Source organism: Halomonas sp. PA16-9 (assembly GCF_009728585.1).
GTDB lineage: Bacteria > Pseudomonadota > Gammaproteobacteria > Pseudomonadales > Halomonadaceae > Vreelandella > Vreelandella titanicae.
This window is the reverse complement of sequence record NZ_CP040451.1, coordinates 2298539-2324582: the sequence shown is the minus strand read 5'-3', so window position 1 is coordinate 2324582 and position 26044 is coordinate 2298539. Positions and strand designations below refer to the sequence as shown.

Here is a 26044-nt window from a genome sequence, read left to right as displayed (position 1 = left end):
GTTTTCAAGAGGTTAGCACAGCCCCTCTTGTATTTTGAATAGCTTCCAAACAGCTTGATGTTAGCGTTACTTGGATAGCTTTTGGTCAGTATTCTTCGCAAAACACCTTCTCTTCGTTTGAAAAATACCCATGGCTTAAGGCCATTTTTTTGTGTGCCTGGTATTTGCTCAATACTACCTCTATCAAAGGCCGATTTGGCTGACTTACCCCCACTTTTCCGCTAGTCTCTATTCCTAAATAATGCTACCCAACCTCCCTCAATGGCTATCCTCAAAAGCCCGTGTCAGGGATTAACACCAATAACAATGAGAAGGATCTCATATAATGGAATGGCTCAACGATAATGCTCAGGCAATCTCGGCTGTAGCGAGCATTTGCACACTCTTTGTATGGGTATTTTACGCCCAGCTACTTTATAACGGCTATGTGCGACAGCGTCGCCCCCGCGTGATCATTAATCGCGGCAAGGGTATCGGCGTGGACTCCATCTGCTTAATTAGCAATATGAGCAGCGAAGCGATCTATGTTCAACACCTGGTAGCGGTACTGCATACCCAAAAGGGCAGTTACTCCCTTGACGTAGTGGAGTACCAGCAGCACGGTGGTGAACAGCAAACGGGTAGCCAACAGAAAGGTGAGCAACAAGAACCCAGCTACCGCACTCATCAAGGCCCGTTAGCTTCCGGGGATTATCTGAACATTCAATCGTTTGGTGATATTGTGAATCAGGTTAAAGATTATTGGGAAATCGATGATAATCTACTGCAAGAGCAGGATATTCAGCTTGAAATTCGCGTTATCGCTATTTATGGCTCCGAGGATATGCCGACAGGCGCGTCACGAACCTTTAACCTCGACCTTAACGCGCCACCCAATCATCAGCTTATCCCGGCGAGCGTCGATACGGATCGACTCAATAGCCGTGGCCAACGCAAGCGTGTGCTGGAGTGGGCAAAAGAGATCGAGACCCATAAAGCACGCTAAATAAACGCTATTGTTAAGCAGCGCCCCATTACCGAGACTATCGACGATGCATAAACTGTTAACCCTCTGCTGGCTTGGCCTACTCACTACGGTCTCGACGAATGTGTATGCCGAAGAGGAAGATAGTGACTTACCCGAGTGGGCGGAAGAGCGCATTGAGCCGTTTCGTGAAAGTGTAGGCAACTGGGTTGATAACACATCGCGCCGCATCGATGGATTCTTTGGCACTGACGACCATATGCAGGTCAACAACGAGTCCTATCTACGTTTCGGCCAAGAGATTGATTGGATGGAGGGGGATGGCACCCGCGGCGACACCACCCTTCGTTACCGTATTGACCTACCTACCTCAGAGGATCGCCTGCGACTGGTCATCGAGAGTGACCCGGAAGAGTCGCAAGGCACCCTAGAAGAGCAGGGCTCTGGGCGCCTTGCCAATGACCAGCGTGACCGTCGCAGCTCTACGCTCGGCCTGGATTGGTTAGAAAGCCGAGATAAACGCGAAAACTGGAGCAATCGAGTAGGTGCCGGTGTTCGCCTGCGCCTCCCTCTTGACCCCTACGTGCGTTTTACCAGCGAGCGCCTGTGGCAACTGGGTGAAGGGCCGTGGCAGCTTGAGTCAAATAACCGCGTCTCATGGTTCAACAATGAAGGCTACTCAGCGCGCACACGCTGGGATGTCGGCCGACCGTTGAGCAAACGCCGCCATTTACGCTTTATCTCGACAGTTCAGTGGCGCGAGGAAGAAGACAAACTGGAGTACAGTGAAGTTGCCGAAATCAATCACCGCATCAACCGCCGCAGTGCACTGCGCTACTCGGCTATCGCCATCGGCGAAAGTGTGTCCAATCCTCGCATGACTAATTACTACCTTCAGACGCGCTACCGCCGTGATCTTCATAAAGGTATTTTATTCGCCGATGTGATTCCGGAGCTACACTTCCAGCGCGATGTCAGCTACGACCCACGCTGGGCGATGACCCTGCGCCTTGAGATGTATTTTCAGCGCAAAATTAGCCACGACTACTTTTAAGCGTTATGTACAGATGAGTGAGTTCACACGTTCATCTACACACGCAACGCGGGCGGCCTTTTAGAGCCGCCCACCTATGCAACACGCCTTTGTCTTACCACGGCCAAGAAACTACAGCCGTAAACCGCCGTCACACTCGATGATGCGCCCAGAGAAGTAGTCGTTCTCCATAATAAAGGCAACGCTTTGGGCAATATTATCGGGCTCACCCAAACGCTTTAACGGCACGCTTGACGAGATACGCTCCAACATATCAGGACGCATCGCAGCGGTCATTTCGGTAGCCACAAACCCAGGCGCTACGGTGCCGGTACGAATACCATAGCGTGCCAACTCCTGGCTCCAAGTGACTGTCAACGCATGTACGCCCGCTTTTGCGGCAGCGTAATTGCTTTGCCCCATATTGCCTGCCCGGGAAATACTGGAGATATTGACGATCACGCCTTCATGTCCGGTTTCAATCATCTGAGTGGCGGCTTCGCGACCACACAGGAAAACGCCAGTTAAATTGACATTAATAACGTTTTGCCAAGCCTCTAAGGACATGCGCTTTTCCACTTGCCCCTCTTTGGCTTTTACCAGCAGCGCATCCTGGGTAATGCCCGCATTATTGACACAACCGCTGATAGGCCCCATGCGTTGCGCGATATCGGCAAACGTCTGAGTCACGGAGGCTTCTTCGGCGACATTCACCACAAACGCCTGGGCATCGATACCTTCAGCGGCAAGTTGCGATACTGCCTGATCAAGCGCTTCAGCGCTCATATCCAATAGCGCCATGCGTGCACCCTGCCTGCCCAAGCGCAGCGCCATGGCATAACCCAACCCTCGCGCCCCACCCGTGACTGCAATGACTTTATCGGTAAGTACCATTCGTGACTCCTTACAAAAGATTAAACCAGCCTCATTGTGCATCGCAGCATAGAAGAATTATGGACATAAATCGAGCTACATCATCGCTGGAATACGCCATGTCAGCTGCTTGCTATTTATATTTATGTCACCATATTACGCATTTACGACTGTTATCGAGTCGCTTTTTCGGGAGTTAGCCATGCCTATTCTTATTTTTATATCACTTTTCACTCTACTGGATTTTGTGGTTCTGTTTTCGATTGGCAGCCAGATCGGCCTATTCACCACCCTACTTTTAGTGCTCGGCACAGGTTTTGCCGGGCTACACCTGATTCGTAAAGAGGGTGTATCCACCTTTGCGCGGGCACGCCAGCGCATGGAGGCTGGTGAACTCCCCTCCAGTGAGCTATTAACTGGCGCTGCACTTATCTTCGGCGGTGCCTTATTAATGGCCCCAGGCTTTTTGTCTGATGCAGTAGGCTTGGCATGCTTGATCCCCAGCGCGCGGCAATTGATGTTCAAAGCACTTACCTGGCTGGGGCTTAAAAAAGTTGCCGGACAACAGCAAGGCCCCAGCGCTTCATCAGCTCGGCCCAATGAATATCAAAACAGCCAGTCTTCACAACAGGATGGCCCGATTGAAGGTGATTTTATTAGTCGAGATGAGCCCCCACGCCGTCGCTGAGGTTTTCTTCGGAAGAAATTCAGCGGAAAAGCAATTTTTTTATTACTCGCCCCTTGAAAGGCCATTCGCAGCCCCCATTTTTCATTCAGCACACAAATTCGGCAGCGATCGAGACGGTAGCTGCCATTAACAAAGAAGACCGTGAGGTCTTCACTTCTCGCGGGTTACTCCCTCGAGAACACTTTTAGGCTAACCGCCCTCAACAGGGCTTCAACCATACTCAGGAGAACGTGAATGAATATCCGTCCTTTGCACGATCGTGTCATCGTCCGTCGCGTTGAAGAAGAGCAAAAAACCGCAGGCGGCATCGTGCTTCCGGGCAATGCAGCAGAAAAACCGACACGCGGTGAAATACTCGCCGTCGGTAATGGTCGCATTCTGGAAAATGGCGATGTCCGTCCGCTAGACGTTAAGGTTGGCGATAACGTGATCTTTAAAGATGGCTATGGCGTCGAGAAGCAAAAAATCGACGGCGAAGAAGTCTTGATCATGAGCGAAGCCGATATTCTTGCCGTTGTTGAAGGCTAAGCATCGTTGCAGCTGGTACTTATTTAACCAGTGCTTCGACTATTTACTTTCACGTTTTTGCATTCAATATTAGGAAGTAGCAGATATGTCAGCTAAACAAGTTAAGTTCTCCGATGATGCTCGTAAACGCATGGCCCGCGGTGTCGACGTTCTCGCCAACGCGGTAAAAGTTACCCTCGGCCCGAAAGGCCGTAACGTAGTACTGGAAAAATCTTTCGGCTCCCCCACCGTTACTAAAGACGGTGTTTCTGTTGCCAAAGAGATCGAACTGAAAGACAAGTTCGAAAACATGGGCGCGCAAATGGTGAAAGAAGTCGCTTCACAGACTTCTGACGCTGCAGGCGATGGCACGACTACCGCTACTGTTCTGGCCCAGGCCATTATCGCTGAAGGCCTGAAAGGCGTGACGGCGGGCATGAACCCGATGGATCTTAAGCGCGGCATCGACCAAGCGGTCAACGCTGCGGTTAAAGAAATCAAAGCCATGTCGGTACCTTGCACCGATACCAAGTCAATTGCCCAGGTTGGCACCATCTCTGCAAACGGCGACAAGCGTATCGGTGAAATCATCGCCGAAGCGATGGAAAAAGTCGGTAAAGAAGGCGTCATCACCGTTGATGAAGGCCGTGGCTTTGAAGACGAGCTGGAAGTCGTTGAAGGTATGCAGTTTGACCGCGGCTACCTCTCGCCCTACTTCGTTACCAACCAGGACACCATGACGGTTGAACTGGAAGATCCCTACATCCTGCTAGTGGATAAAAAGATCTCCAACATCCGTGAACTGCTGCCGGTGCTAGAAGCCGTTGCCAAGCAAGGCAAGCCACTGGCCATCATCGCTGAAGATATCGAAGGCGAAGCCCTGGCAACGTTGGTTGTAAACAACATGCGCGGTATCGTTAAAGTAGCCGCTGCTAAAGCACCGGGCTTCGGCGACCGTCGTAAGTCCATGCTGCAGGATATCGCTATTCTGACTAACGGCACGGTCATTTCTGAAGAAGTCGGCCTGACGCTTGAGCAAGCCAACCTGGATCACCTGGGTACTGCTAAGCGCATGACGATGTCTAAAGAAAACACCACTATCATCGATGGTGCTGGTGCAGAAGGCGATATCGAAGCACGCGTTAGTCAGATCCGCGCGCAAATCGAAGACACCTCTTCTGACTACGACAAAGAGAAACTGCAAGAGCGCGTTGCCAAACTGGCAGGCGGTGTTGCCGTTATCCGCGTCGGTGCTGCCACCGAAGTGGAAATGAAAGAGAAGAAAGCCCGTGTTGAAGACGCTCTGCACTCTACTCGTGCAGCCGTTGAAGAAGGCGTGGTGCCAGGTGGCGGTACTGCACTGGTTCGCGTAATGGCCAAAGTACAGGGCCTTACTGGCGATAACGAAGACCAGAATCACGGTATCAACATGGCGCTACGCGCTATGCAGTCACCACTGCGTCAAATCGTTTCCAACGCTGGTGAAGAGCCTGCCGTTGTGATTAACCGTGTGAAAGATGGCGAAGGCAACTTCGGCTACAACGCACAAACCGGTGAGTATGGCGACCTGTTTGAAATGGGCGTCCTGGATCCAGCGAAAGTAACCCGTACTGCACTGCAGTCCGCTGGTTCTGTTGCTGGCCTGATGATCACCACTGAGTGCATGATCGCAGAAGACCCTGAAGAGAAAGACTCTGCACCTGATATGGGTGGCATGGGCGGAATGGGTGGTATGGGCGGCATGATGTAATGCACCCCTGAGCCCTTCGCTCTATCGACGGCTAGCATTTAGCTGTCAACAAGAACCCCGCCTTGTGCGGGGTTCTTGCGTTTTGAGGCGCCTACAGGCGTGAGGTTGTCGATAGCGTTTTGTCAGCCATTTCCAGGGCCGAACGTGCTACTATCTGGGCGATTTTTTTAAGCTACATTTTCACTACTGGGCACCAGCGCATGTTGCAGCATATCCGTATCGTACTCGTTCAGACCTTCCATCCCGGCAATATCGGCGCTGCCGCGCGAGCCATGAAAACCATGGGCCTGACCGAGCTGGTGCTGGTTAATCCGCGCCTATTCCCCGATGAAGAAGCGAATCGGCTAGCGGCGGGTGCCACTGATGTCCTGGAGAGTGCGCGGGTGGTTACCTCGCTGGAGGAAGCCGTCAACGACTGCGTGCAGGTCGTGGGTGCCAGTGCACGCTTGCGCAGCCTGCCCCTTCCCCACTTTGACGAACCTGATGAGATGGCAACAGACGTCATCCAGAACGCTCAAACGGCGCCGGTGGCACTGGTGTTTGGGCGTGAACGTTCGGGGCTGACTAACGATGAGATTCGCTGCTGCACGCATCAGGTCAGCATTCCTGCCAACCCTGATTACGGTATTCTGAATCTATCCCAGGCAGTACAGATACTCGCTTATGAAGTACATCGCGCCTGGCGTAAAGGTGATGGAGCGGTTTTACTTATCAGCGCCCGCTGGAGGCAACGCCACCCAGCCGCGAACAGTTCTTACACTTTCAAGCGCATCTGGGCCGCTTAATGCAGGAAAGTGGCTTTTTAACCCAGCCACATGCCCGCACTGAAGAGCAGCTTCAAGCCCTATTCGCTCGCGCTCAGCCCAGCCGCAAAGAGCTTTCGCTTCTGCGTGGGCTATTAAGCGCGTTTGAAAGTCATCTGCCTAAATAGTGATAGAGTTAAAGCGACTAAAAAGGGACAACCAAGTTGTCCCTTTTTAGTTTGAAGATAAGGCTTTTAGAGCATCATTGCCGCTAGCCAGCCAAAGCCGACTAACGGAATGTTGTAGTGCAGAAACGTTGGCACCACGCTGTCCCACATATGATCGTGCTGACGGTCAACGTTAAGGCCTGAAGTGGGGCCCAGGGTAGAGTCAGAGGCAGGCGAGCCTGCATCACCCAACGCCGCTGCCGTACCCACCAGCACCACCGTGGCCATGGGAGAGAAGCCAAACTGTACCGCCAAGGGCACAAAGATGGCAGCAATAATGGGAATGGTTGAGAACGACGAGCCGATACCCAGGGTAATGAATAGCCCTACCAACAGCATCACCAGCGCCGCTAGCCCACGGTTATCGCCAAAGAGTGAAAAAGCTCCTGACACCAGGGCATCAATCTCTCCCGTGGTTTTCATGACCTCGGCAAAGCCCGCTGCGGAGATCATGATAAAACCAATCAGCGCCATCATGCGCATACCGCTGGTAAATAGATCGTCAGCTTCGCGCCACTTAAAGATGCCCCCATTGAAAGCAGGCCAATCCCTACCAAGCCCCCCAGTATCATTGAGCCACTGTAAAGCTGGAGGCCGAGCGCTGCGACGATTGCCACCCCCGACATCACAAGCCCCAGCCTATGCGGTTTGGCGGGCGTATGGCCTTCGGCAACGTTGGCGTTAGCGATATCTTCGGCTTGATACTCACGCGGGCGGCGGTAACTCCAAAATAGCGCAACGATTAGCCCCAGTGCCATCCCCCCTACCGGTACTGCCATGGCCAGCGGCACCATGCCACGGGTGATCTCTAAACCCAGCGGTTCCCCAGCGCTATTTAAGTTGGCCAAAAGAATATCGTTTAGAAAGATAGCCCCAAACCCTACCGGCAGCAGCATATAAGGGGCCGTTAAACCAAAGGTGAGCGCACAGGCCACCGCGCGTCGATCCAACTTTAAGCGGTTCATCACGGTTAATAGCGGCGGAATCAGCACCGGTATAAAGGCAATATGTACCGGGATAGCGTTCTGAGAAGAAATAGCCACCAACAACACAGCCGTTAGCAACAGCATTTTGACCCGCGTCTGCTGCGCAACGGTTGCCTCTTTTTTACCCAGCAGCGTAATCAAACGATTAGCCAGCATATCCGGTAGCCCAGAGCGAGAGATCGCCACAGCGAAGGCCCCCAAAGTGGCGTAGGCCAGCGCCACCTGGGCCCCGCCGCCCACGCCTGTATTAAAGGCTTCCAGAGTTTGTTCTAGTGACAACCCGCCCACTAAACCGCCGACTAAAGCGCCCACCACTAACGCAAATACCACCGAGACACGCGCCAGCGATAGCGCCACCATCACCAGCACCGCAAGAATTACTGCATTCATGAAAATCCTTAGAGCTATTGAGAGGTCATTAACGGCGAAGGGGGCGGATTTTAGCAGATTAATAGCATAAAACTAATACTGCCTTACTTACCTATTCCTAGCTTCTAAAAGCGCACAACGCATGCGATAGTGAGCTAACTGTTAGCCTGCCAACAAAGAGAACATCATGGCCTTCGTTCTTCGCCACTCACTGCTGCTGATTATATTGGGAAGCTTGGTTATTTCCACGGCCATGGGCTTACGCCATGGTTTCGGGCTCTTTATGGAGCCCCTCAGCAGCGAGCTCGGCTGGGGGCGTGGTGTATTTGCTTTTGCACTAGCCTTACAAAACCTGGTTTGGGGCTTATCGCAACCCTTTACCGGGGCGCTCGCGGATCGCTTCGGTGCGGCCAGGATTATCGTTGTTGGCGGCTTGCTGTATGCCTTGGGGCTGCTGTTTATGAGCCTCTCTACGTCAGAACTAGGCATGACGGTCAGCGCCGGGCTGTTGATTGGCCTTGGCCTCTCCGGTACCACATTCTCGGTTATTTTAGGTGCTGTGGGGCGCGCAGTGGCGCCTGAAAAACGCAGTATGTCCATGGGGATCGTTAGCGCAGCGGGCTCGTTTGGGCAATTTGCCATGCTGCCTGGCACTCTGGGTTTGCTCGAGTGGCTCGGCTGGGCCGCAGCGCTGATGGCGATGGCAGCTATCGCGACCATCATTCTGCCCCTGGGGGCAATGCTGCGCGACAAGCCCTCCGCCAAAACGGCATCCGATTTAAGCCTCAAAGATGCGCTCAACGAAGCAGCAGGCCAAAAAGGCTTCTGGCTACTCTGTTTAGGCTTTTTTGTCTGTGGCTTTCAGGTGGTGTTCATTGCCGTGCACCTCCCCGGCTACTTATTCGATAACGGCCTGGCGGTAAAGGTGGGTACGACGGTACTGGCCTTAGTGGGACTGTTTAATATTGTTGGCACTTATACCGCGGGTTGGATGGGCGGCATCTGGTCAAAACCCAAGCTGCTAACCTGGCTCTATTTGATTCGCGGCGTAGTGATTACGGCGTTTGTTTATTTGCCGTTAAGCCCAACCAGCGCTTACCTATTTGGTATCGTCATGGGGCTTCTATGGCTCTCTACCGTACCATTAACCAACGGCATTGTGGCTTCCGTGTTTGGTGTTCGTCACCTTTCCATGCTGGGCGGCATCGTATTTCTGTTTCACCAGTTAGGCTCTTTTATGGGTGTATGGCTGGGTGGCTATTTTTATGACCTTACTGGCAACTACAATACGGTCTGGCAAATTGCTATTGTGCTCTCGGTCGTCGCTGCTGCACTGCATTGGTTTATCAATGAAAAGCCGCTCGAGCGCTCGCAGTCAACAACGGTGATCCCATGACACGCAATAATTTACTCAAGGCCATGGTGGCAACTCTGCTGTTTAGCTGTTTAATACTCGCATGGTGGGGCTGGCACAGGTTAGACCCATCGCTGCTGCTATTAGGTAGCCGGCTTTGTTAAATGCACTCACGCTCATCTTTATGCGCAGGATCAACTTTTTGGATACTCTTTCCTTCTACACTCTGGCATTAATGAGATAGTGCTTCAGCGCTGCTATCCCCCTGACTCGTGGAAAATTTAATGGATCTTGTGGTATCGCTCGCTCGCCAACTTAAAGATAGCCTGCGCGACCTTGCGCCGGTGGTATTGGTGATGGCATTTTTCCAGTTAGTGGTGATTCGCCAGCCACTGCCCGACTCTCTCGCCTTGATGGACCTGGCCTTAGGCCTAGTGTTTGTTGTTTTAGGTCTGACCCTTTTTATTAAAGGGCTTGAGCTGGGACTATTCCCATTGGGCGAAAACCTAGCGCGAGCATTCGTAAATAAAGGCTCAATAACATGGCTACTGGTGTTTTCTTTTGCACTGGGGCTTGGCTCTACCGTCGCCGAGCCAGCCTTGATCGCCATCGCTGCCCGAGCGGCTGAAGTTGTTGCCCAAGGCGGACTTATCGATAACAGCGTTAGTGCACAAAACAGCTTTGCCTTTGCGCTTCGCATGGTAGTGGCAGCGTCTGTGGGTTTAGCGGTAGTCATAGGCGTGGTACGCATTTTTAAAGGCTGGCCGCTACATTTCATGATTATTGCTGGCTACGTGCTAGTGCTGTTGTTAACCCTGCTCGCCCCCGCAGAGATGGTTGGCATTGCCTATGACTCTGGCGGTGTCACAACCTCTACCATCACGGTGCCGCTGGTGACAGCATTGGGCGTAGGCTTGGCGTCTTCAATCAAAGGCCGCAGCCCGATGCTCGATGGTTTTGGGCTGATTGCATTGGCATCAGTGATGCCGATTATTTTTGTGCTGATATTTGGCATTGTTGGCATTCACCTGATACCAGGAGTCGATCCATGACCCTTATCACCACTTTTTGGGGAACGCTGCTGGATATTTTGCCTATCGCTGCAATCGTTTTCGGCTTCCAATACTTGGTCATCCGCAAACCTGTAAAGCGTCTGCCGCAGGTCTTGGTTGGTTTTCTTATGGTTTGGGTGGGGCTGTCGTTTTTTTTAGTCGGCCTGGAACAAGCACTGTTTCCAATGGGTGAGTTAATGGCCACCCAGCTCACCAACCATGATTTTTTGCCAAGCTTAACCGAGGGAGCCCAGCGGCATTGGAGTGACTACTACTGGGTATATATCTTCGCCTTTGCTATTGGCGCCAGTACTACCATTGCCGAGCCATCGCTCATTGCAGTTTCGCTGAAAGCAGGCGAGATTTCCGGTGGCACGATTGATCCCTTGATGCTGCGCATTGCGGTTGCACTCGGTATGGCCTTTGGGATCACCCTAGGTACTTGGCGTATTGTGATGGGCTGGCCTTTACAGTGGTTCGTTTTCGCCGCTTACTTGCTGGTCATTGTTCAAACCCTGCGCTCGCCCAGATCCATCATTCCGCTGGCATTCGACTCGGGCGGCGTCACAACGTCAACTATTACCGTACCGATTATTGCTGCGTTAGGCTTAGGCCTTGCAACTGAAATCCCTGGGCGCAGCCCGGTAATGGATGGGTTCGGGATGATCGCGCTTGCCTGTTTATTCCCCATCATTACCGTGATGGGCTACGCCCAAATTGCTCAATGGCGAGCCACGCGGACACGCTCAGCAAATGACTTACCCTCTTGTAAAGCAAGTGGTTAGGAAAAGGAGATCACGATGCGCTTTAAACTGATAGTTGCCATGGTGGAAGACGAATTAACCGACTCTATTCTTGAAGCCGCTCGCCACGCGGGCTCTACCGGCGCCACGGTGATCAATAACGCCGCGGGGAAGGGCTTAATAAAGCGCAAGGCATTTTTGGCATGGAGATTACCGCGCAGCGGGATATGCTTCTGTTCCTGGCAGAAGAGCACCGCAGCCGCCACATTCTCGAGGCGATCGCCCAAGTAGGCGAATTTGATGAGACCCCCGGTACAGGTATCGCCTTTCAATTGGACGTCGAAGACGCTGTGGGCGTTAAAAATCAGATCAAATCGCTTTCTGATTCTGCGGATCAAGCTTAGATATATAGGGGATGCTAGTCTTGGGCTTCAACACATGCGCCAGCGACGCCACTGGCGCAGCAACAGGCTGTGCTTGGGCGAGCAAAGCATCGCCACCACTAAAATGATACCCACCGTTACCAAACCCGCCACGATGGTAGGGAAGGAGAAGTCGCATTCTCTTGCGCTTCGGCACTGGGCGCTTCGGTACAGGCTAGTGCAGCGCTCAGCCATAGCGGTAGGCTCAAGGCCATACCCAGATTGCGCTTACTCATTATCTCTCCTTTTTTGTACATGACCGATCAGTATATTGCAGCTCAACAAGAAAGCATTGTGCAAATAGTTTAGCCTAGGCTAACAATATTGCACAAAAATACGTTACTATCCCAGCGACTATCCAATGATTGTTCCCACTGCTTCCGATATAATTTACCAATGACTGATTCTAATCCGAACGCCTCATTGACTGCCCCAAGCATTCCTGGAGATGCCCTGCCCCTGTGGAGCAGCATGCCCAGCAGTATGCAACGGTGCGAAATGCCCACGAAACCGAACTGATTGAAGACTACGTTGAGCTAATTGGCGACCTGCTGGCCCACCGCGGCGAAGCGCGCGCGGCGGACATTGCCAGCCGTATGGCGGTCAGCCAGGCGACGGTTTCAAAAATGATTCGGCGTTTAAATGAGCTGGAGTTGGTTACTAGCAAGCCATATCGCTCGCTGTTTCTAACCGAAGCGGGTCAAAAAATGGCGGAAACGTCACGCGCTCGCCACGATATCGTGCTGCACTTTTTACGCGCCCTTGGGGTGAGAGATGCGACTGCGCGTATTGACGCAGAAGGCATGGAGCACCATGTGAGCGACGAAACCCTCGCCATTATGCAGCGCTTTACCGAGCAGCAGCAAAACAGCTAACCCCACTACTCCTCATCAGTGGGAAAACGCAATTGATTCACCTGGGTGATGGCGCCGTTCCAAATCATTTCCAAATAAGTGGTTTGGATAATGTCAGCAACGCCGCTTGGTGTCATCAGCGCCCAGTAGTTACTAGTTTAATAAAAAGTATCTGCAAACATAGTTTTTTACTCTTATTGATCAACCTTCTGTTACCTTGACGGGCATCCCCAACCGCCCGATGCCCGGCAATTTCAAAGCGGGTCGCATAACATCGATACCAAAGCTCAAGCCCAGGAGGTTAAGTTCAATGCCCTCCTCAAGCGCCAACATAATGCCAACCACCCCACCCAAAGACAGCTGGTAACCGCTGCCACTGGGCGCAGCAGCAAAAACGCCATTGAAAATATAATCCTTACCAATAGCAGTTACCGGGAGCGTCACCTCAAAGCCTGGCACTTCGCGTATAACCCAGGCAATAAAGCTATTGCTGTTCGGGCCAGGCCACACTCGATAAAGCTCAGCTTGTGGGTAGTCAGCGGCGGCGGCCTCTATCTGCGGTATTATCTGTGCAGCCGCCTCGCCGCGATAGTCAGCCAACAGTGTAGGAGGACTGCCAAACCAGGCTCGATCAGGCGTGTCGATTGAAGACACCACCGTGGGACGCCGCCAGCTCAACACCTGATGCAGTCGGTAACTATCGGCGTTTTCAGTCTTGGTCGCAATCCAGATATGCTCGCCAAACGCTCCGCGCCAGTTATAAGCCCGGGCTGAATATACCTGAACGACGGCTTCAGCATTCACCGCTGGATCAGGCGCTATGCCAGCAGATGACCGATCCAGCGACGACCAATGCCCATCGGTCGCCACCTGATTACTCGCCAATAGCCAAACAGGCCCCGCTAACAGCAACGCTAACAGCGCCACTAGACTATGAAGCCAACGCAGTAGCATTTTCATCGCATTATCCGTAATTGGAGATTATCTGTTTATTACCGCATAGCTCAATGGGTGCAAGTATAGATTCCAACGACGCCATGTGCTCTATAGAGTATGATCAACAGTACAGTAAGCTACTTTTCAGGCACCACTTGAAAAATTAAAGAAAAATTTATACCAAAAAAAACCCTCCAATATTTATGGAGGGTTTATATTTTATGAACCTTATACAGAGTCAACAACATTTCATTTTATTGATCAAGACCTCTCGGGCTTTGCAATACCTATTAGCAAGGCTAACTTATAAGTAGTTGAGTAAATCTTAAAGTAATAACACAACAAATATGCCAAAAACTTTCTAGAAAATGAGAGTCCTTTTCTACCAAAAATATTTAACTGTCTTCGTGGAGGAAAATAGCCTTTAAGAAGAATTAAAAAAAAGGTATTTTTAGAAGCATTATTTTTATTGCATACTTCCCCACCGATCACCCTTTTGCGTTTTTTTAGCATAGCTTTCATATCGGCACGAGCAGGATGATTTACAATAACGTCTGGAGCATACTCAATAGATATACCTTTATCTTTTGCTCGCCAGCCCCACTCATTATCGCCTCCTGACATTAATGTATCGTTAAAAAGCCCAACCGTCTCAAAGTGTTTCGCCAATGTAATCATATTGGCAGTTGCTGCTCCTCCAGTCTGAGCATATTTTTCCTGATCAAAGGCAAAAGCCTTCTCATAAATTTCGACTAGGGTGAGCTTATCAGACTTAAAAAAAAGCTCTATTTTTCCTGCTATTCGCTCTACACCTTTATCAAAATGGTTAACAGCAGCTTCCAGCCAGTAAGGATCCGGAATACAATCAGAATCAGTAAAAGCAATAATTTCACCTTTCGCCAATTTTAAAGCTGCATTTCTTGCAGCATATGATCCCGGCTTTCCCTCTTTAATGATACAGAAATTGTGAGGCAAAGAGAAATCAACAGGTGGTGTATCTTCTGGTGCATTATTTACAATAATAACTTCAAAATCATCCTGGGGAAATGTTTGGTTTTTCAAAGCATTAACACACAGCTTCAATCGAGCCCAATCATGATAAGTAGGCACAATTACTGAAGCTCTTGGGCTGCGAACCTTCGTAACCCCACCTGCATCCTCTATCGCACTTTTACATTTCACCGCTTTTTCAAATTCATAAATGGACATTTAGTTGCTCTCCCCGTAATTATTAAAAACCTGAAAAATTGACGTCTGATGCTCAAGCGAAGCTTTCAGGCTTGGGGTGATATATTCCAGATAATTTCGAGTCAGGTGGTGGGTATCAGACCACATCAATCTTTCATCAAAATATGCCGGACATAATCCCTCAACACAAATTAATTCGGTAAAGTCTATTGAGATAAACAGAGGTATTTCACCTACATACGCATCTGCAGGATTAACAGATAGCAACACCTCTTCAATGGGTCGAGCACATAGGCTTGCCTCATGACGGTTCTTCCAAACGCAATAGCTTGGATCACTTTCAAACCAAGGGTTATCTCTTATACCCATTACAGGAATACCTAAAGCAGATATTTCCTTCCATTTTTCCACATGTCCAGAAGGAACAAACTCAACAGAATTCCCTACTACTAATCTATTCTCACGGGGACGATTCGACCTCGTCGAGTTTGTTATAACAAGATCAGGGGACAGGTCACTTAAATAATCAACGATATTTTCATTCCATAACTTACAAGTATCATTACCTTCCACAATTTCATAGCCAAGGGAACAAGAATTCTTTATGATACTTACCACTTTAAATCCATATTCATTCCCTAGACTCGAGAAAAAAGGTTCCCACTGACCTATATGCGACCCGCCTACGAGTGCGACTACATTTCCTGAAGAGGTATCTCCAAAATCACAAGATGAAATTTTGGACTCTGTAATGACCGTAGCACAACCATTATCTCTGTCCATGGTCTCGCCTAAGTCATTAGAAATGGCGGTAACATACCAATAGTTCAAATTGGAAGCATCGTTTTGTATAGAAATCTCATCGCCCTCGAATGCAGATCTTTTAAAATCAACTTTTACATCATGCAGATTTTCAATATAGTATTTAGCACCCAACCCAAGCGTAACCGAAGGAATGAAAATGAAAAACCTGCAATATAGGAGATCCAAACCCTAGACTTGGGTATTTTCCTAAAAGGCTTTTCAATCAACCAGGTCGTAATAATAGCCAGCAAAACTCCTAATACAACAATGGTCATACCTTTTACAACGCCTAAGTTTGTTGTTTCATAATAGTGCTGAAAAAAACCAATATCGGCCAGTGCCAAAGGTAAATGGTAAAAGACATGGCACCCAACATGACAAGATATCGATTTGACAATAACCTATTCACCAGTGTACGTTTTTCATATTCGTTTCCTGAAATGATGATAAAAGCAGCTGAAACAACAGGAAATAGCGCGACATATCCAGGGAAATTCCAGTCGCTAGGAAATGCTATACCGATGCTAAAGAGAATAAAAATACCTAGAAAAGAGATGATTGATGCCGTTTTTTTATTCAACTTAATATAAGGAATAAATATAGCAACCAAGGCACCGGCTAGAAACTCCCAGACTCTTCCCAAAGGATTAAAATAGGCTGTGTTAGGAGTAAAATGCGTAGAGACCAACGAGTAAACAAAAGAAATAAAAAAACTATAGAAACTCCCAACATTAAAGGTATCAATGATTTCATTTTGTTTGAAATATACAATAGTGGCCCAATAAGCAAAGGGAGAAAGGCATAGAATTGCACTTGAATTGATAGTGCCCAATACTGTTGAAAAGGGCTTGCTGGGTCTCCAATTTGTAAGTAATCAACCTCTCTTCTTATTAGCAATAAGTTTTCTAAATGCCCTGCGCTAAAAATAAATTCATGTATTGTAGCCACCCAGTAAACAGGTGGTACGAAAAAATAACTGAGAATGAAAGTCGTTAAGAGTACAACATAAGCGGATGGAGCCACCCGTTTAATAATTCCTCCCCAAAAATGAAAGGGCTTTATATTACCATCCCTTGCATACTGACGAAGCAACATTCCGGTCATTAGAAAACCAGATACAACGAAAAATACATCGACACCTCCAGATACCTTCTGAAACCAGATATGGAAAACAAGCACCAGTATCGCGCCGATGGCACGAACTCCTTGAATATCCTTACGATACTTGTTATCGAGAGTATAAACATCAAACGTTTTGTTCACTTCTATCCTCCTTAATAAATAGCAAAAACATTCAACACATCTACCCACAGATGCCCTTGAGGGCCTCCAGAGGAGAGTTTAAAGTCTGCGTAAAGGAGTTTTCGGCAAAAATAGATAATTTTCTTACTCATCAACGGGTATTTTCTAGAAAAACCAACCTCGAGTTAAATCAATTAGCTCCTAAGTAATCATTCATTAGTATTTTGATAAAATCATCTATGTGTTTCGTATTCGCTTGCTCACCATCTTCAGCATTAACCGTTAACACTGACACTCCTCTTTTTTCAAACTCCCCGATCACTTTCTTTCTTTATTCTTGAGCTTTTCTACAGTACTCAGCAATTTCATATTCATGTTTATTTTTATAATATGGCAACAGATTACCAGTATCCCTGTAACGCTTAAGAATGCGCTCCGCTATAATTTCTGGCCGAGCGGTCATATGCACAACAACCCTTTTTTCCATCAGCTTACTAAATAAAGCCTTATCCTTTCCCCAATTATCACTAATTTCATATTTGAAGTGGTGAAAAAGCCCTTCGTCTATTAGCAACACAGTGGGGATTTTTTTATTTTCAACATATTTATCTATTGCTCTTGGAGTAATGGCGTATCGAAAATACTTGAACTTTGACCTTTCATCCTCCAAACTTATTAACTTGTAATATAAAATTCTTTCATAAGCACTGTCGATGTTCGTATTATGTTGCAGTCTGGCAATCCACAATCTTGCACGAATCAAACCTTTAATTAATCTCTTTTCCTCCATATACTCTATCAGAGTACTCTTTCCCACCCCTGGGCACCCTACAACTTCTATGAAAAGCGATTTATTTGCGTTATCCATCTGATAATCAAAGACACCTTTCACAAAAAAATGTGCCTTATACTCAAAAGTACGCAGTCGACCTAACCAGTTTTTTGCGGTGAATGCTAATTGAGTCATGGCTAATCACCTAATAAGGAAGCTGTTGCATAGATTTATTATTATTCGCTGAGATATGCTGACGTCAGACAGGGTAGTTAGTGTTGGCGACACAACAGTTCCCGCGAATCCTCTGAGAATTGCACCATTATTTAGATAATCTATTTCACTTTAATTTAGAAAAAATCCCTGAAATAAAAAGAAAATATGGTTTTTAACCACTTAGCACGCGATTCCGTAATCTACAGTAATAGGGCTGAGGTATTGTTAGAGTCGCCAAGGTCATCCACTGGCGGGGTCGCATACTAAATAATATTAATGAGCATATATCTTTCTTAACCGACCTTCCAACTATCTTTTTTTCAACCGCCCATGACAATATTTTACGATTAATAGCGGCATTTAAATAATGTTTTTCAAGCCACGTTAGGTCAACTTCACATTCACTCTTTAAGTCTAAGCAAGGATGAATTTGAATCATATTATTTTTGTCGCTTACCACGCCGCTATTATGAAGCAACCACATACTCGTAACGGTGGGATCATAGTGAACCATTTTAAGACTGCATATCACTTTTAACCAAAAATAAACATCCCCAGCACGTCGATATCGATCAACAGGAAAACCACCAAGGGCCATGAATGTATTTCTATGTATGCAAGCGCCGTTCATGTGAATGAAATCAGAACGTGAGAACGCTGCTAAGGCTTCCTGTCGACTCATGACTCCATTTTTCAAAGGTTCACTTCTCGGAATTACTATATTTCCTTCCATCTTCCGAAATGCATTTACAAAAAGATTAACAGATGGGTTTTCGGAAATAGCATTAGCAAACCTTGAAAGGTGGTCATACACAAGCAGGTCGTCTGCATCAAAAAAAACCAACCATTCAGCTGTTGCCTGCTGTGCTCCATAATTGCGCGCGGCGTAGCCACCTGGGCCAGGCTTATCTCTCTGGAACAGTCGCAGCTTACCCTTGCGTTCCTCTTGCAATAAAATCTGGAGAGACCCATCTGTAGAGGCATCATCAACGACAATGATTTCAAAATTCTTAAAGGTCTGATTATAAAGACACGAGAGAGAGTCCAACAAAGTGGAAGCCTTGTTATGAACAGGCACTATGACAGAAAACTTATACATAAACTCACCTCGTCTTAAGCTATTAGCCTACTTTAGCCAAAAAACTATAAACTTTCACATTTATAAATTCTCAATGGAAGACATTGACTTTTAACCGGTGAATCAATGTATTCAATTTCAGGTGAAAACAAAAAACCTTCAACCAAACCAGCTGTTACAATACCAGCTTTTTTTAACTGTCTTCTTCGTAATAATTTTAATATCATATACAAATCTAAACACATAATTTTTATTACGACACGAGCTGGACGATATTTTTTTGTGACAAATATTCTATTTCTTATTAAGTACTTGTAATACTTAAGGCGCACCTCACTATTTTCAGAAATAATATTTAGCACTCCTTTCTCCTGCCGTAAATGCATCACTTTGCTGGCACCCACAACAAACCCGGGAACATCTTCCGTTATTCTTAATGTATATTCAGTATCCTCGCCCCATATGAACATATCGGAAATAGGCAAACCATACCTGTCAATGGTACCGCGGGGAACAAGAATAGATACAAAAGTTGCTCGATCAACGGAGACAACACCATATTGAGCAAATTTTGGCCAATCTTTATATCCAATATGATTAATTTTTTTGTTGATAGAAGGTGAATTAGTTACATAACCATTTTCTGTAAAAGCAGTAGAGATCAGGTAGGCTCTGTCAATACCATTTTCATCCAAGGTATTATCTGCTTCAATTAATCTTTGCAAGGCAAACGGCTCCGGAATGACATCATCGTCCATCATCCAGATATAATCAGCTCCTTCCTTATATGCGAGACGAAACCCAGCATTGAATCCACCTGCAGCACCTACATTCTGCGACAGCAAATACACTTTTAGATTCGGATAGTCCAATTCACTTAGCATTTCTTGTGTATTATCATCGCTAGCATTATCGACCACAATCACCTGGTCACAAATGCATGTTTGTGAATAAATGGCAGCTAAACATAGCTGTAGCAAATCCTGCCGATTGTAGGTGAGTATCACCGCGATCACCTTGCTCATAGTGTCCCCTGCATAATCATGCCCTTGAAAACTCAATACAGCGTTTAATTATTGGCTAACATATACATGCGATTAATACGGCAGCACCTGACCTTAGTTGCCATTTTAATATAATAAACATTTTTGTTTGGCATAAAGAGAAGCCTGGAATTTCGTGCATTCGTAAAATGCAAATGGAGAACATACACACTTTATGTCGCTAATTATTTAGGATTATGCTATTCCAGGCGCGATCCCTAAAGCATATCAAAGATGAGCATCATTATAATTTCCAAAGGCTCACCCTTTTCAAGCGACGCCGGATGCTTCTTGGAATGTTATTATAAAAAAATTTAACAAAAGCAATTGGAAAATAGTAGAAAGGAGCTTTAAGCTGTCGTAATTTTTTTAGACTAATTTTCAATGAATTAAATGTATAACTCAATCGATTTCCGACTTCAAAGCTCTGTCCTTCGTGAAGTCGTTTAACTGTTAGCGGTAAATCCACTTGGTAAAATATAAAACCTTTTCTCAGAGCGCGTACCCACAGGTCTATATCGACCTGTCTAAACAATGCTTCATCGTACCCTCCAACCTCATCAAAAAATCGTCGAGAGAACAATATAGAGCTATGATTTATTGGATTGTTAACATAAAAACTATCACACCCCATTGGTGTGACGGAGAATCCTCTACTAATAACTAACTCCCCTTCCCCTTCTCCATAAACGATCTGGCTAGCTGTTACGACAAGCTCCACATTTGGAAATAGGCTTATAGTGGCGACCTGCTGCGCCAATTTTTCGGGTAGCCATTGGTCGTCTGCGTCGATATTGGCCAGCCACGGATAACGAGTATGATTGACAGCAATGTTAAGCGCCCGCGCACGACCAACACCTTGCGTATCCACTAACTGAACCTGGACAGGGGCCATGTGACGTAACTTCTTGAGCACTTCCCAGGTATCATCGTCTGACCCATCGTTGACCACAACAACTTCTTTAGGTAGATAGGTTTGAGAAAAAACGGAAGAAAGACTTGATTCCAGGTATTTGGATCCATTTTTCACAGTCATAATGACAGAAATATCAATCTGATTCATTAGGCCACCTCCATGGCATCAGACAAGCTGATGATGAGAACCTTTTCTATTAATAATAATTATCATTAACAGACAGTAAAAACTCACTAGCATATTAACTACAGAACTAACAATTTATTTAGCCAGAAAATAATTTATATCTCTTTTCTATCGGCGAAATTTCATATTGACTACTTTCCATATCAATAATTTTATTTTATTCTTGGCAAAACGAGCCCCAAGCTGATCTTCAGGATTATATATACGGCTATCACTAAAACAGAAAACAGGCTTACCTGCTTCTCGACAAATTAGTTTTGCTTGATAAGAATTAAACTCGACAAACAAGTCCGCCGTGGATGCAACAAAAGTCTCAACCTTGAATTTCACCTGCGAATCAATAGTCATGACATTCTTATTATTTTTCTTCATAACGAGATTACGATACGAAACCCCGTTATCCATCAGTAAAGCTTCTACCTTATGTCGGTTTGACTCACTCTGAGACGTAACGATTGTATCGATATCTCTTGAAGGAAGATAACGAAAGCGTGTAGTACCTGTATCATCACAAAGTTCGTTTTCTGACATCATCCCCTCAAGACAAATACAAGACCTACTCATTACATTATGATGAAATATATTCCATTCAAAAGCTCTTGGATGGGGAAGAAATTCAAGAATAATATCTATATCACTTCTGATTGGCTTGCCTGAGTAAATAGCCAGTGTCGATGCACGTGCTGCTAACCAATCGGGGAGCGCGTTAATTTCGTTTCTTATTGAACCTCCGGTCATTATACTGTCGTCTACAATAAGAACTTTTTGTGCCTCCCAGGGAGAGTTCAAATCTTTTCTCACGCATCGCGTAAGCCCTTTTTTCAATGGATAATTATTAACCCAGGATGAAATATCCGTACAATTTATATTTAGTGCAAGTGCAATCATGTAGGCGGGAACCATACCACTTCTTGGTACCCCGACGACTAAGTCCCAGTCACCAGAAAATTTTTCAAAATTCTTTGTAATATCCCTGCCGAGATCACCATATGACTTGAACTGAATCTGCATTAAGTTTTCTCCGACAACTCGCTCAATATTTTCAGAAACAGCTATCTACCACCCATTTAGCTGATACAGATAGATATATGGTGACCACCAATCGAAATACCTATTGCATCAGAGATGCCGCAGCTATTAAATTAGATAAAATCAGGAAATTAGTATCGAGGCTGTTAGTACTTTTTCAGGGTATAATGTAGATAAACGCAGCACTACGCTACAATTTTATTTAGCAGTAATAGTATCAAATGGTTTTTGCACCCTATTACGAAGCTCTGGTTTTCCTATACCCATTGCTTCAAGCATAACGGCATTGACTTTATGCACATCGTATTTATCTTTAGCAATCTCGTGGGAGCGCTGTCCCATGGTTTTAACTAAAGCTGGTCTGTCAATAAAGTGTTGCATGGCTTTAACAAGCGCATCGACATTTTTTACAGGTATCAAGTAGCCGTTATCGCCATTAGTGACGGTTTCTCGACATCCAGGTGCATCGGTAGTGATGACCGCTCGCCCCATAGACATGGCTTCCAGAATTGAGCGCGGCGTGCCTTCTCGGTAATAACTAGGCAGTACAAAAACGCTACTCTCGGCAAGTGCCGGGCGCACATCATTCAGCCAACCCAAGTGTTCAAGCGATCCCTCTCCCACCCAAGTATCCAACTCTTGTTGCGAAATCGTATCGGGGTTGCTGTCGATATCACCAGCCAGTTGAAATACTACCTCAGGGCGCTGCTGCTTGATTCGCCTAGCTGCCTCAGCGTACTGGCGGACACCTTTGTCTGCCAACAAGCGAGCAACCAATAAAAAACGTGGCGGCCCATCAGGTAAAGGGGCTGTAGCAAAATGCGCCATATCGACCCCTGACCCATTGAGCACTTGGGAAGGTACGCGATCGCGTAGTATTCCCAAATCACGAAATAAGCTTTCATCATCGGGTTCTGGAAAAACACCTTATCCACCTTATTCAAAGCTGCCGAATAAAGTCTACGCACCAGATGGAAAACCAGAGCGCGCTTACCGCGTGCCTCTCCGGCAAAGGCATATCCCAGGCCAGTGATCAATGCATAACGTTGAGGAACCTTCGCCAGCCAAGCCGCCAACATCCCATACACCACCGGCTTGATGGTATATGCCAGAACGACATCGGGTCGTATATTACGCATCAACAAGTAAAGTGCTTTTAGAGTCAAAAAATCATACCACGGGTTAAGGCCTGTTCGTTGCATGGGGATATCGTGAACAAATACTCCCCAAGCCTCTAACTGGCGGCATGTCCTTGGATCATCATGTAACCCTGGTGATGCCGCATGTACTTCTAATCCTGCACTAATCAGGCTTTGTACGAGCGGCCCCCGAAAATTGACTAAGGAATAGCTTGAGCCCGACACTAGCAGAAAGCGACGTTTTGGTTTATTAAGCTTAGAGTTCATGCTGCCTCCTCAACGAACACCAGATAGTAAAAAAATTACCAGCTAAAAACATATAAATTCGAAAATATAAACGCCTACTTATAATAAAGACCCATGCATAACATAAATGCATCCTTAAAGTAGTGAATATAAACAAAATCATGTGATACATGGAATATTTAATTAGAAGCTAGATATGAAGATTCTAATGGGCTGGGCCTACCTACTGAATAATAAGTAAATCCTTTCGCCCTCATTCGGCGCGGCTCATAAATATTACGCCCATCAAAGATAGTGGGTTCAGTTAATTTCTCTTTAATAAGATCAAAATCAGGTGCACGGAAGTTCTGCCACTCCGTGACGATAATCAAGGCGTCAGTATTCTTTAAAGCTGCTTCTTTGGTTCCACAAAGGATTAAGTGATCATGACTCCCGTAGAGACGCTGAGCTTCTTCCATGGCTTCCGGATCATAAGCCTGCACCTTGGCACCAGCTGCCCAAAGTGCCTCCATTAGTACCCTGCTGGGGGCATCGCGCATATCATCAGTGTTGGGCTTGAATGAAAGCCCCCAAATGGCGAAGGTCTTACCCTTTAATTCAGCATGGAAGTGCTGGCTTATCTTATTGAATAGCGTGTTTTTTTGCTCTTTATTACGCGACTCCACTGCTTTGAGTAATTTGGCGTCAAAATCAATGGTATTCGAGACGTGGATAAGAGCCTGCAGATCTTTAGGAAAGCACGAACCGCCATAGCCCACACCGGGATAAATGAAGTCGTAACCAATGCGTGGATCCGAGCCTATTCCTTTACGCACCGCCTCAATATCGGCACCCAGACGCTCAGCCAGGTTTGCCATTTCGTTCATAAAACTGATTTTGGTAGCCAACATGCAATTAGCTGCATACTTGGTCAGTTCGGCACTTTTTACATCCATCACGATGATCTTGTCGTGATTACGATTGAAGGGGGCGTATAGCTCGCGCATGACTTCAATCGTGGCATCGCACTCTGTGCCGATAATAATACGATCAGGCTTTTGGCAGTCTACGACCGCACTACCTTCTTTTAAAAACTCAGGATTAGACACCACGTCAAACGCGATATCATTGCGTCCGCGCCTTTCCAGCACTTTTTCCACCTCGTCACGCACTTTGTCAGCACTACCTACAGGTACGGTGGATTTGTTAATGATAATTTGGTTCTGCTCCATATGTTCGGCAATGGTGGCAGCCACAGTGAGAACGTACTTGAGATCAGCACTACCGTCTTCGTCCGGTGGAGTTCCCACAGCAATAAACTGCACTTGGCCATGGTTGACTCCCGTGGCCGCATCGGTAGAAAACTCAAGGCGCCCAGCGGCGTAGTTCTCTTTTACTAAAGATTCTAGACCAGGTTCATAAATAGGGATGTTGCCCTGCCTAAGTTGTTCGACCTTATGATCATCTAGATCGATGCAAACAACATGATGGCCAACTTCAGCCAGAATAGTTCCTTGAACCAGGGCCTACGTAACCCGTGCCGAAAACTGTAACGTTCATTGGATTTCCTAACTGGAGAGTAAAGTGGTGAGAAAAATTAGAGAGAAGTTTTATTTAGGCAAGCTATGAATTTCACTTATGGTGCTGCTCGCCTTATTTGGCGAATAGTAACTTCGATACCATTCGACAAACTTGGCAACGCCATGAAAAACTGATGTGGCGGGCCTATAACCAACCTTTTTTTCTAATTCACCTGAATCCGCATAAGTGTCTGGAACATCGCCAGGCTGCAAAGGCAGTAGATCCTTGATGGCCTTTCTACCTAATGCTTTTTCAATGGCTTCGATATAGATGTTGACCGTCACAGGATCATTATTGCCAATGTTGAAGATACGAAATGGCGCATTGCTGGTAGCAGGGTCAGGGTTATCGCTATTCCACTCAAAAGCAGGAGTGGCTATATCATCACTGGCGCGAATAACGCCCTCAACAATATCATCCACATAGGTGAAGTCGCGGGTTATGGCAGCCATAATTGAAAACCTGGATGGGCTCATTGGCCAAAATATTTTTGGTGAATTTAAAAAGCGCCATATCTGGGCGCCCCCAGGGGCCATAGACGGTGAAAAACCTTAGCCCGGTGGTCGGTAATCTAAACAAATGACTATAACTGTGGGCCATCATTTCATTGGCTTTTTGGTGGCAGCATAAAATTGCAGTGGATGGTTGGCTCCTTCATGCTCGGAAAACGGCATTAAAGTATTAGCGCCATAAACACTACTGGTACTGGCGTACGTCAGGTGCGCAATGCTGGAGTAACGACACGCCTCCAAAACATTAGTAAACCCAATCAAGTTACTTTCCACATAACTAAGTGGGTTTTCCAGCGAATAACGAACCCCTGCTTGGGCAGCTAGATGAATAACTCGGTCAAAGTGGTGTTCATTAAAACACTCGGCCACCGCCTGTTGATCAGCTAGATTAGCGCGAATAGAAAGGTAGTCGTTTCTTGTCTCTTTCGCCGTCTGCTCAAGAATTTTTAGGCGCGCCTCCTTAATGGCAGGGTCATAATAGTCATTGACGCTATCAAAGCCGACGACACTATCACCACGCTCCAGTAGCCGCTTGGCAGTGTGAAAGCCGATGAATCCGGCATGGCCGGTAACAAGAATCTTCATTTAATAACTCCATGACGTGGGAGGAAT

At 46.8% G+C, this 26044-nt stretch carries 25 protein-coding genes and 5 pseudogenes; 11 read left to right on the top strand and 19 right to left on the bottom strand.

The features are described from left to right. The first annotated feature begins 325 nt into the window (after positions 1 to 325). Both FDY98_RS10680 and FDY98_RS10675 read left to right on the top strand, forming a co-directional pair. Positions 326 to 985: a hypothetical protein gene (locus FDY98_RS10680; RefSeq protein ID WP_027959277.1), complete on the top strand. Its 660-nt coding sequence runs from the start codon at positions 326 to 328 to the stop codon at positions 983 to 985. A gap of 46 nt (positions 986 to 1031) precedes the next feature. Beyond that, entirely contained in the window at positions 1032 to 2018 is a 987-nt protein-coding gene (locus tag FDY98_RS10675) for a hypothetical protein (protein ID WP_027959276.1), read from the top strand. Between the two features lie 111 nt (positions 2019 to 2129). On the opposite strand, the gene FDY98_RS10670 is transcribed toward FDY98_RS10675, so the two are convergent. After that, positions 2130 to 2891, bottom strand: coding sequence for an SDR family oxidoreductase (locus FDY98_RS10670; RefSeq protein WP_027959275.1), 762 nt, complete (start codon positions 2889 to 2891; stop codon positions 2130 to 2132). A 181-nt stretch (positions 2892 to 3072) separates the two neighbouring features. Here FDY98_RS10670 and FDY98_RS10665 point away from each other — a divergent pair, with 181 nt between their 5' ends. The 4 genes and pseudogenes from FDY98_RS10665 (at position 3073) to FDY98_RS10650 (ending at position 6746) form a co-directional block, all read left to right on the top strand. Beyond that, positions 3073 to 3558, top strand: a complete 486-nt coding sequence (locus tag FDY98_RS10665; RefSeq protein ID WP_027959274.1) for an FxsA family protein — start codon at positions 3073 to 3075, stop codon at positions 3556 to 3558. Between the two features lie 234 nt (positions 3559 to 3792). Further along, the gene (locus FDY98_RS10660; RefSeq protein WP_027959273.1) at positions 3793 to 4086 is read left to right on the top strand and encodes a co-chaperone GroES; all 294 of its coding nucleotides are present in this window, start codon (positions 3793 to 3795) and stop codon (positions 4084 to 4086) included. A gap of 85 nt (positions 4087 to 4171) precedes the next feature. Then, positions 4172 to 5815, top strand: coding sequence for a chaperonin GroEL (gene groL / locus FDY98_RS10655; protein WP_022523672.1), 1644 nt, complete (start codon positions 4172 to 4174; stop codon positions 5813 to 5815). 200 nt (positions 5816 to 6015) lie between these two features. Further along, positions 6016 to 6746, top strand: a pseudogene (locus tag FDY98_RS10650) (RNA methyltransferase). A 66-nt stretch (positions 6747 to 6812) separates the two neighbouring features. Here the strand turns inward: FDY98_RS10650 and FDY98_RS10645 are convergent. Further along, positions 6813 to 8161: pseudogene (locus FDY98_RS10645) on the bottom strand (Na+/H+ antiporter family protein). Between the two features lie 166 nt (positions 8162 to 8327). On the opposite strand from FDY98_RS10645, the gene FDY98_RS10640 reads away from it, so the two are divergent. From FDY98_RS10640 to FDY98_RS29475, 4 genes are all read left to right on the top strand, one after another. After that, positions 8328 to 9536: an MFS transporter gene (locus FDY98_RS10640; protein ID WP_027959270.1), complete on the top strand. Its 1209-nt coding sequence runs from the start codon at positions 8328 to 8330 to the stop codon at positions 9534 to 9536. Positions 9537 to 9778: 242 nt separating this feature from the next. Then, positions 9779 to 10546 carry a DUF1538 domain-containing protein gene (locus tag FDY98_RS10635; protein ID WP_027959269.1) on the top strand — a complete coding sequence of 256 codons (768 nt, stop codon included), beginning with the start codon at positions 9779 to 9781 and terminating at the stop codon, positions 10544 to 10546. After that, positions 10543 to 11331, top strand: coding sequence for a Na,Li,K/H(+) antiporter subunit UmpB (gene umpB, locus FDY98_RS10630; protein WP_009286562.1), 789 nt, complete (start codon positions 10543 to 10545; stop codon positions 11329 to 11331). Before FDY98_RS10635 ends, umpB begins: the two co-directional genes overlap by 4 nt. Before the next feature lie 161 nt (positions 11332 to 11492). After that, positions 11493 to 11693 (top strand): hypothetical protein, encoded by a 201-nt coding sequence (locus FDY98_RS29475; RefSeq protein WP_442907915.1) that lies wholly within the window; start codon positions 11493 to 11495, stop codon positions 11691 to 11693. A gap of 116 nt (positions 11694 to 11809) precedes the next feature. On the opposite strand, the gene FDY98_RS10620 is transcribed toward FDY98_RS29475, so the two are convergent. Continuing rightward, positions 11810 to 11947 (bottom strand): hypothetical protein, encoded by a 138-nt coding sequence (locus tag FDY98_RS10620; protein WP_155705819.1) that lies wholly within the window; start codon positions 11945 to 11947, stop codon positions 11810 to 11812. A gap of 160 nt (positions 11948 to 12107) precedes the next feature. On the opposite strand from FDY98_RS10620, the pseudogene mntR reads away from it, so the two are divergent. Further along, positions 12108 to 12586 (top strand): annotated as a pseudogene (mntR, locus tag FDY98_RS10615) (manganese-binding transcriptional regulator MntR). Positions 12587 to 12766: 180 nt separating this feature from the next. Here mntR and FDY98_RS10610 read toward each other — a convergent pair. The 16 genes and pseudogenes from FDY98_RS10610 to FDY98_RS27750 form a co-directional block, all read right to left on the bottom strand. Further along, positions 12767 to 13525, bottom strand: coding sequence for a DUF3750 domain-containing protein (locus tag FDY98_RS10610; RefSeq protein ID WP_027959267.1), 759 nt, complete (start codon positions 13523 to 13525; stop codon positions 12767 to 12769). Between the two features lie 237 nt (positions 13526 to 13762). Continuing rightward, positions 13763 to 14710, bottom strand: coding sequence for a glycosyltransferase (locus FDY98_RS10605; protein ID WP_009286559.1), 948 nt, complete (start codon positions 14708 to 14710; stop codon positions 13763 to 13765). Continuing rightward, positions 14711 to 15625 (bottom strand): SGNH hydrolase domain-containing protein, encoded by a 915-nt coding sequence (locus FDY98_RS10600; RefSeq protein ID WP_155705816.1) that lies wholly within the window; start codon positions 15623 to 15625, stop codon positions 14711 to 14713. A gap of 157 nt (positions 15626 to 15782) precedes the next feature. Beyond that, complete coding sequence (locus tag FDY98_RS29470) at positions 15783 to 16199, bottom strand: acyltransferase family protein (protein ID WP_442907961.1); 417 nt, start codon at positions 16197 to 16199, stop codon at positions 15783 to 15785. Then, complete coding sequence (locus tag FDY98_RS27775) at positions 16112 to 16756, bottom strand: acyltransferase family protein (RefSeq protein ID WP_340146481.1); 645 nt, start codon at positions 16754 to 16756, stop codon at positions 16112 to 16114. The genes FDY98_RS29470 and FDY98_RS27775 overlap by 88 nt, the downstream gene beginning before the upstream one ends. Positions 16757 to 17066: 310 nt before the next feature. After that, positions 17067 to 17702 (bottom strand): AAA family ATPase, encoded by a 636-nt coding sequence (locus FDY98_RS10590; RefSeq protein WP_027959265.1) that lies wholly within the window; start codon positions 17700 to 17702, stop codon positions 17067 to 17069. A gap of 193 nt (positions 17703 to 17895) precedes the next feature. Then, positions 17896 to 18822, bottom strand: a complete 927-nt coding sequence (locus FDY98_RS10585) for a glycosyltransferase family A protein (protein WP_027959264.1) — start codon at positions 18820 to 18822, stop codon at positions 17896 to 17898. 44 nt (positions 18823 to 18866) lie between these two features. Beyond that, positions 18867 to 19826, bottom strand: coding sequence for a glycosyltransferase family 2 protein (locus FDY98_RS10580; RefSeq protein WP_231500669.1), 960 nt, complete (start codon positions 19824 to 19826; stop codon positions 18867 to 18869). 262 nt (positions 19827 to 20088) lie between these two features. Then, on the bottom strand, positions 20089 to 20907 hold the full coding sequence (locus tag FDY98_RS10575) for a glycosyltransferase family 2 protein (RefSeq protein WP_027959262.1): 819 nt from the start codon (positions 20905 to 20907) through the stop codon (positions 20089 to 20091). A gap of 147 nt (positions 20908 to 21054) precedes the next feature. After that, positions 21055 to 21957 carry a phosphoribosyltransferase gene (locus FDY98_RS10570; RefSeq protein WP_027959261.1) on the bottom strand — a complete coding sequence of 301 codons (903 nt, stop codon included), beginning with the start codon at positions 21955 to 21957 and terminating at the stop codon, positions 21055 to 21057. A gap of 216 nt (positions 21958 to 22173) precedes the next feature. Continuing rightward, on the bottom strand, positions 22174 to 22803 hold the full coding sequence (locus tag FDY98_RS27770; RefSeq protein WP_340146480.1) for a glycosyltransferase: 630 nt from the start codon (positions 22801 to 22803) through the stop codon (positions 22174 to 22176). A 119-nt stretch (positions 22804 to 22922) separates the two neighbouring features. Then, positions 22923 to 23381: pseudogene (locus tag FDY98_RS27765) on the bottom strand (glycosyltransferase); the annotation flags it as partial. Between the two features lie 158 nt (positions 23382 to 23539). Further along, positions 23540 to 24899, bottom strand: a pseudogene (locus FDY98_RS10560) (UDP-glucose dehydrogenase family protein). A gap of 50 nt (positions 24900 to 24949) precedes the next feature. Then, on the bottom strand, positions 24950 to 25372 hold the full coding sequence (locus tag FDY98_RS27760; RefSeq protein ID WP_340146479.1) for a hypothetical protein: 423 nt from the start codon (positions 25370 to 25372) through the stop codon (positions 24950 to 24952). Beyond that, positions 25335 to 25520, bottom strand: coding sequence for an NAD-dependent epimerase/dehydratase family protein (locus FDY98_RS27755; RefSeq protein WP_340146881.1), 186 nt, complete (start codon positions 25518 to 25520; stop codon positions 25335 to 25337). The genes FDY98_RS27760 and FDY98_RS27755 overlap by 38 nt, the downstream gene beginning before the upstream one ends. Next, the gene (locus tag FDY98_RS27750; RefSeq protein WP_340146478.1) at positions 25520 to 26017 is read right to left on the bottom strand and encodes a GDP-mannose 4,6-dehydratase; all 498 of its coding nucleotides are present in this window, start codon (positions 26015 to 26017) and stop codon (positions 25520 to 25522) included. Before FDY98_RS27750 ends, FDY98_RS27755 begins: the two co-directional genes overlap by 1 nt. Positions 26018 to 26044: the final 27 nt, after the last annotated feature.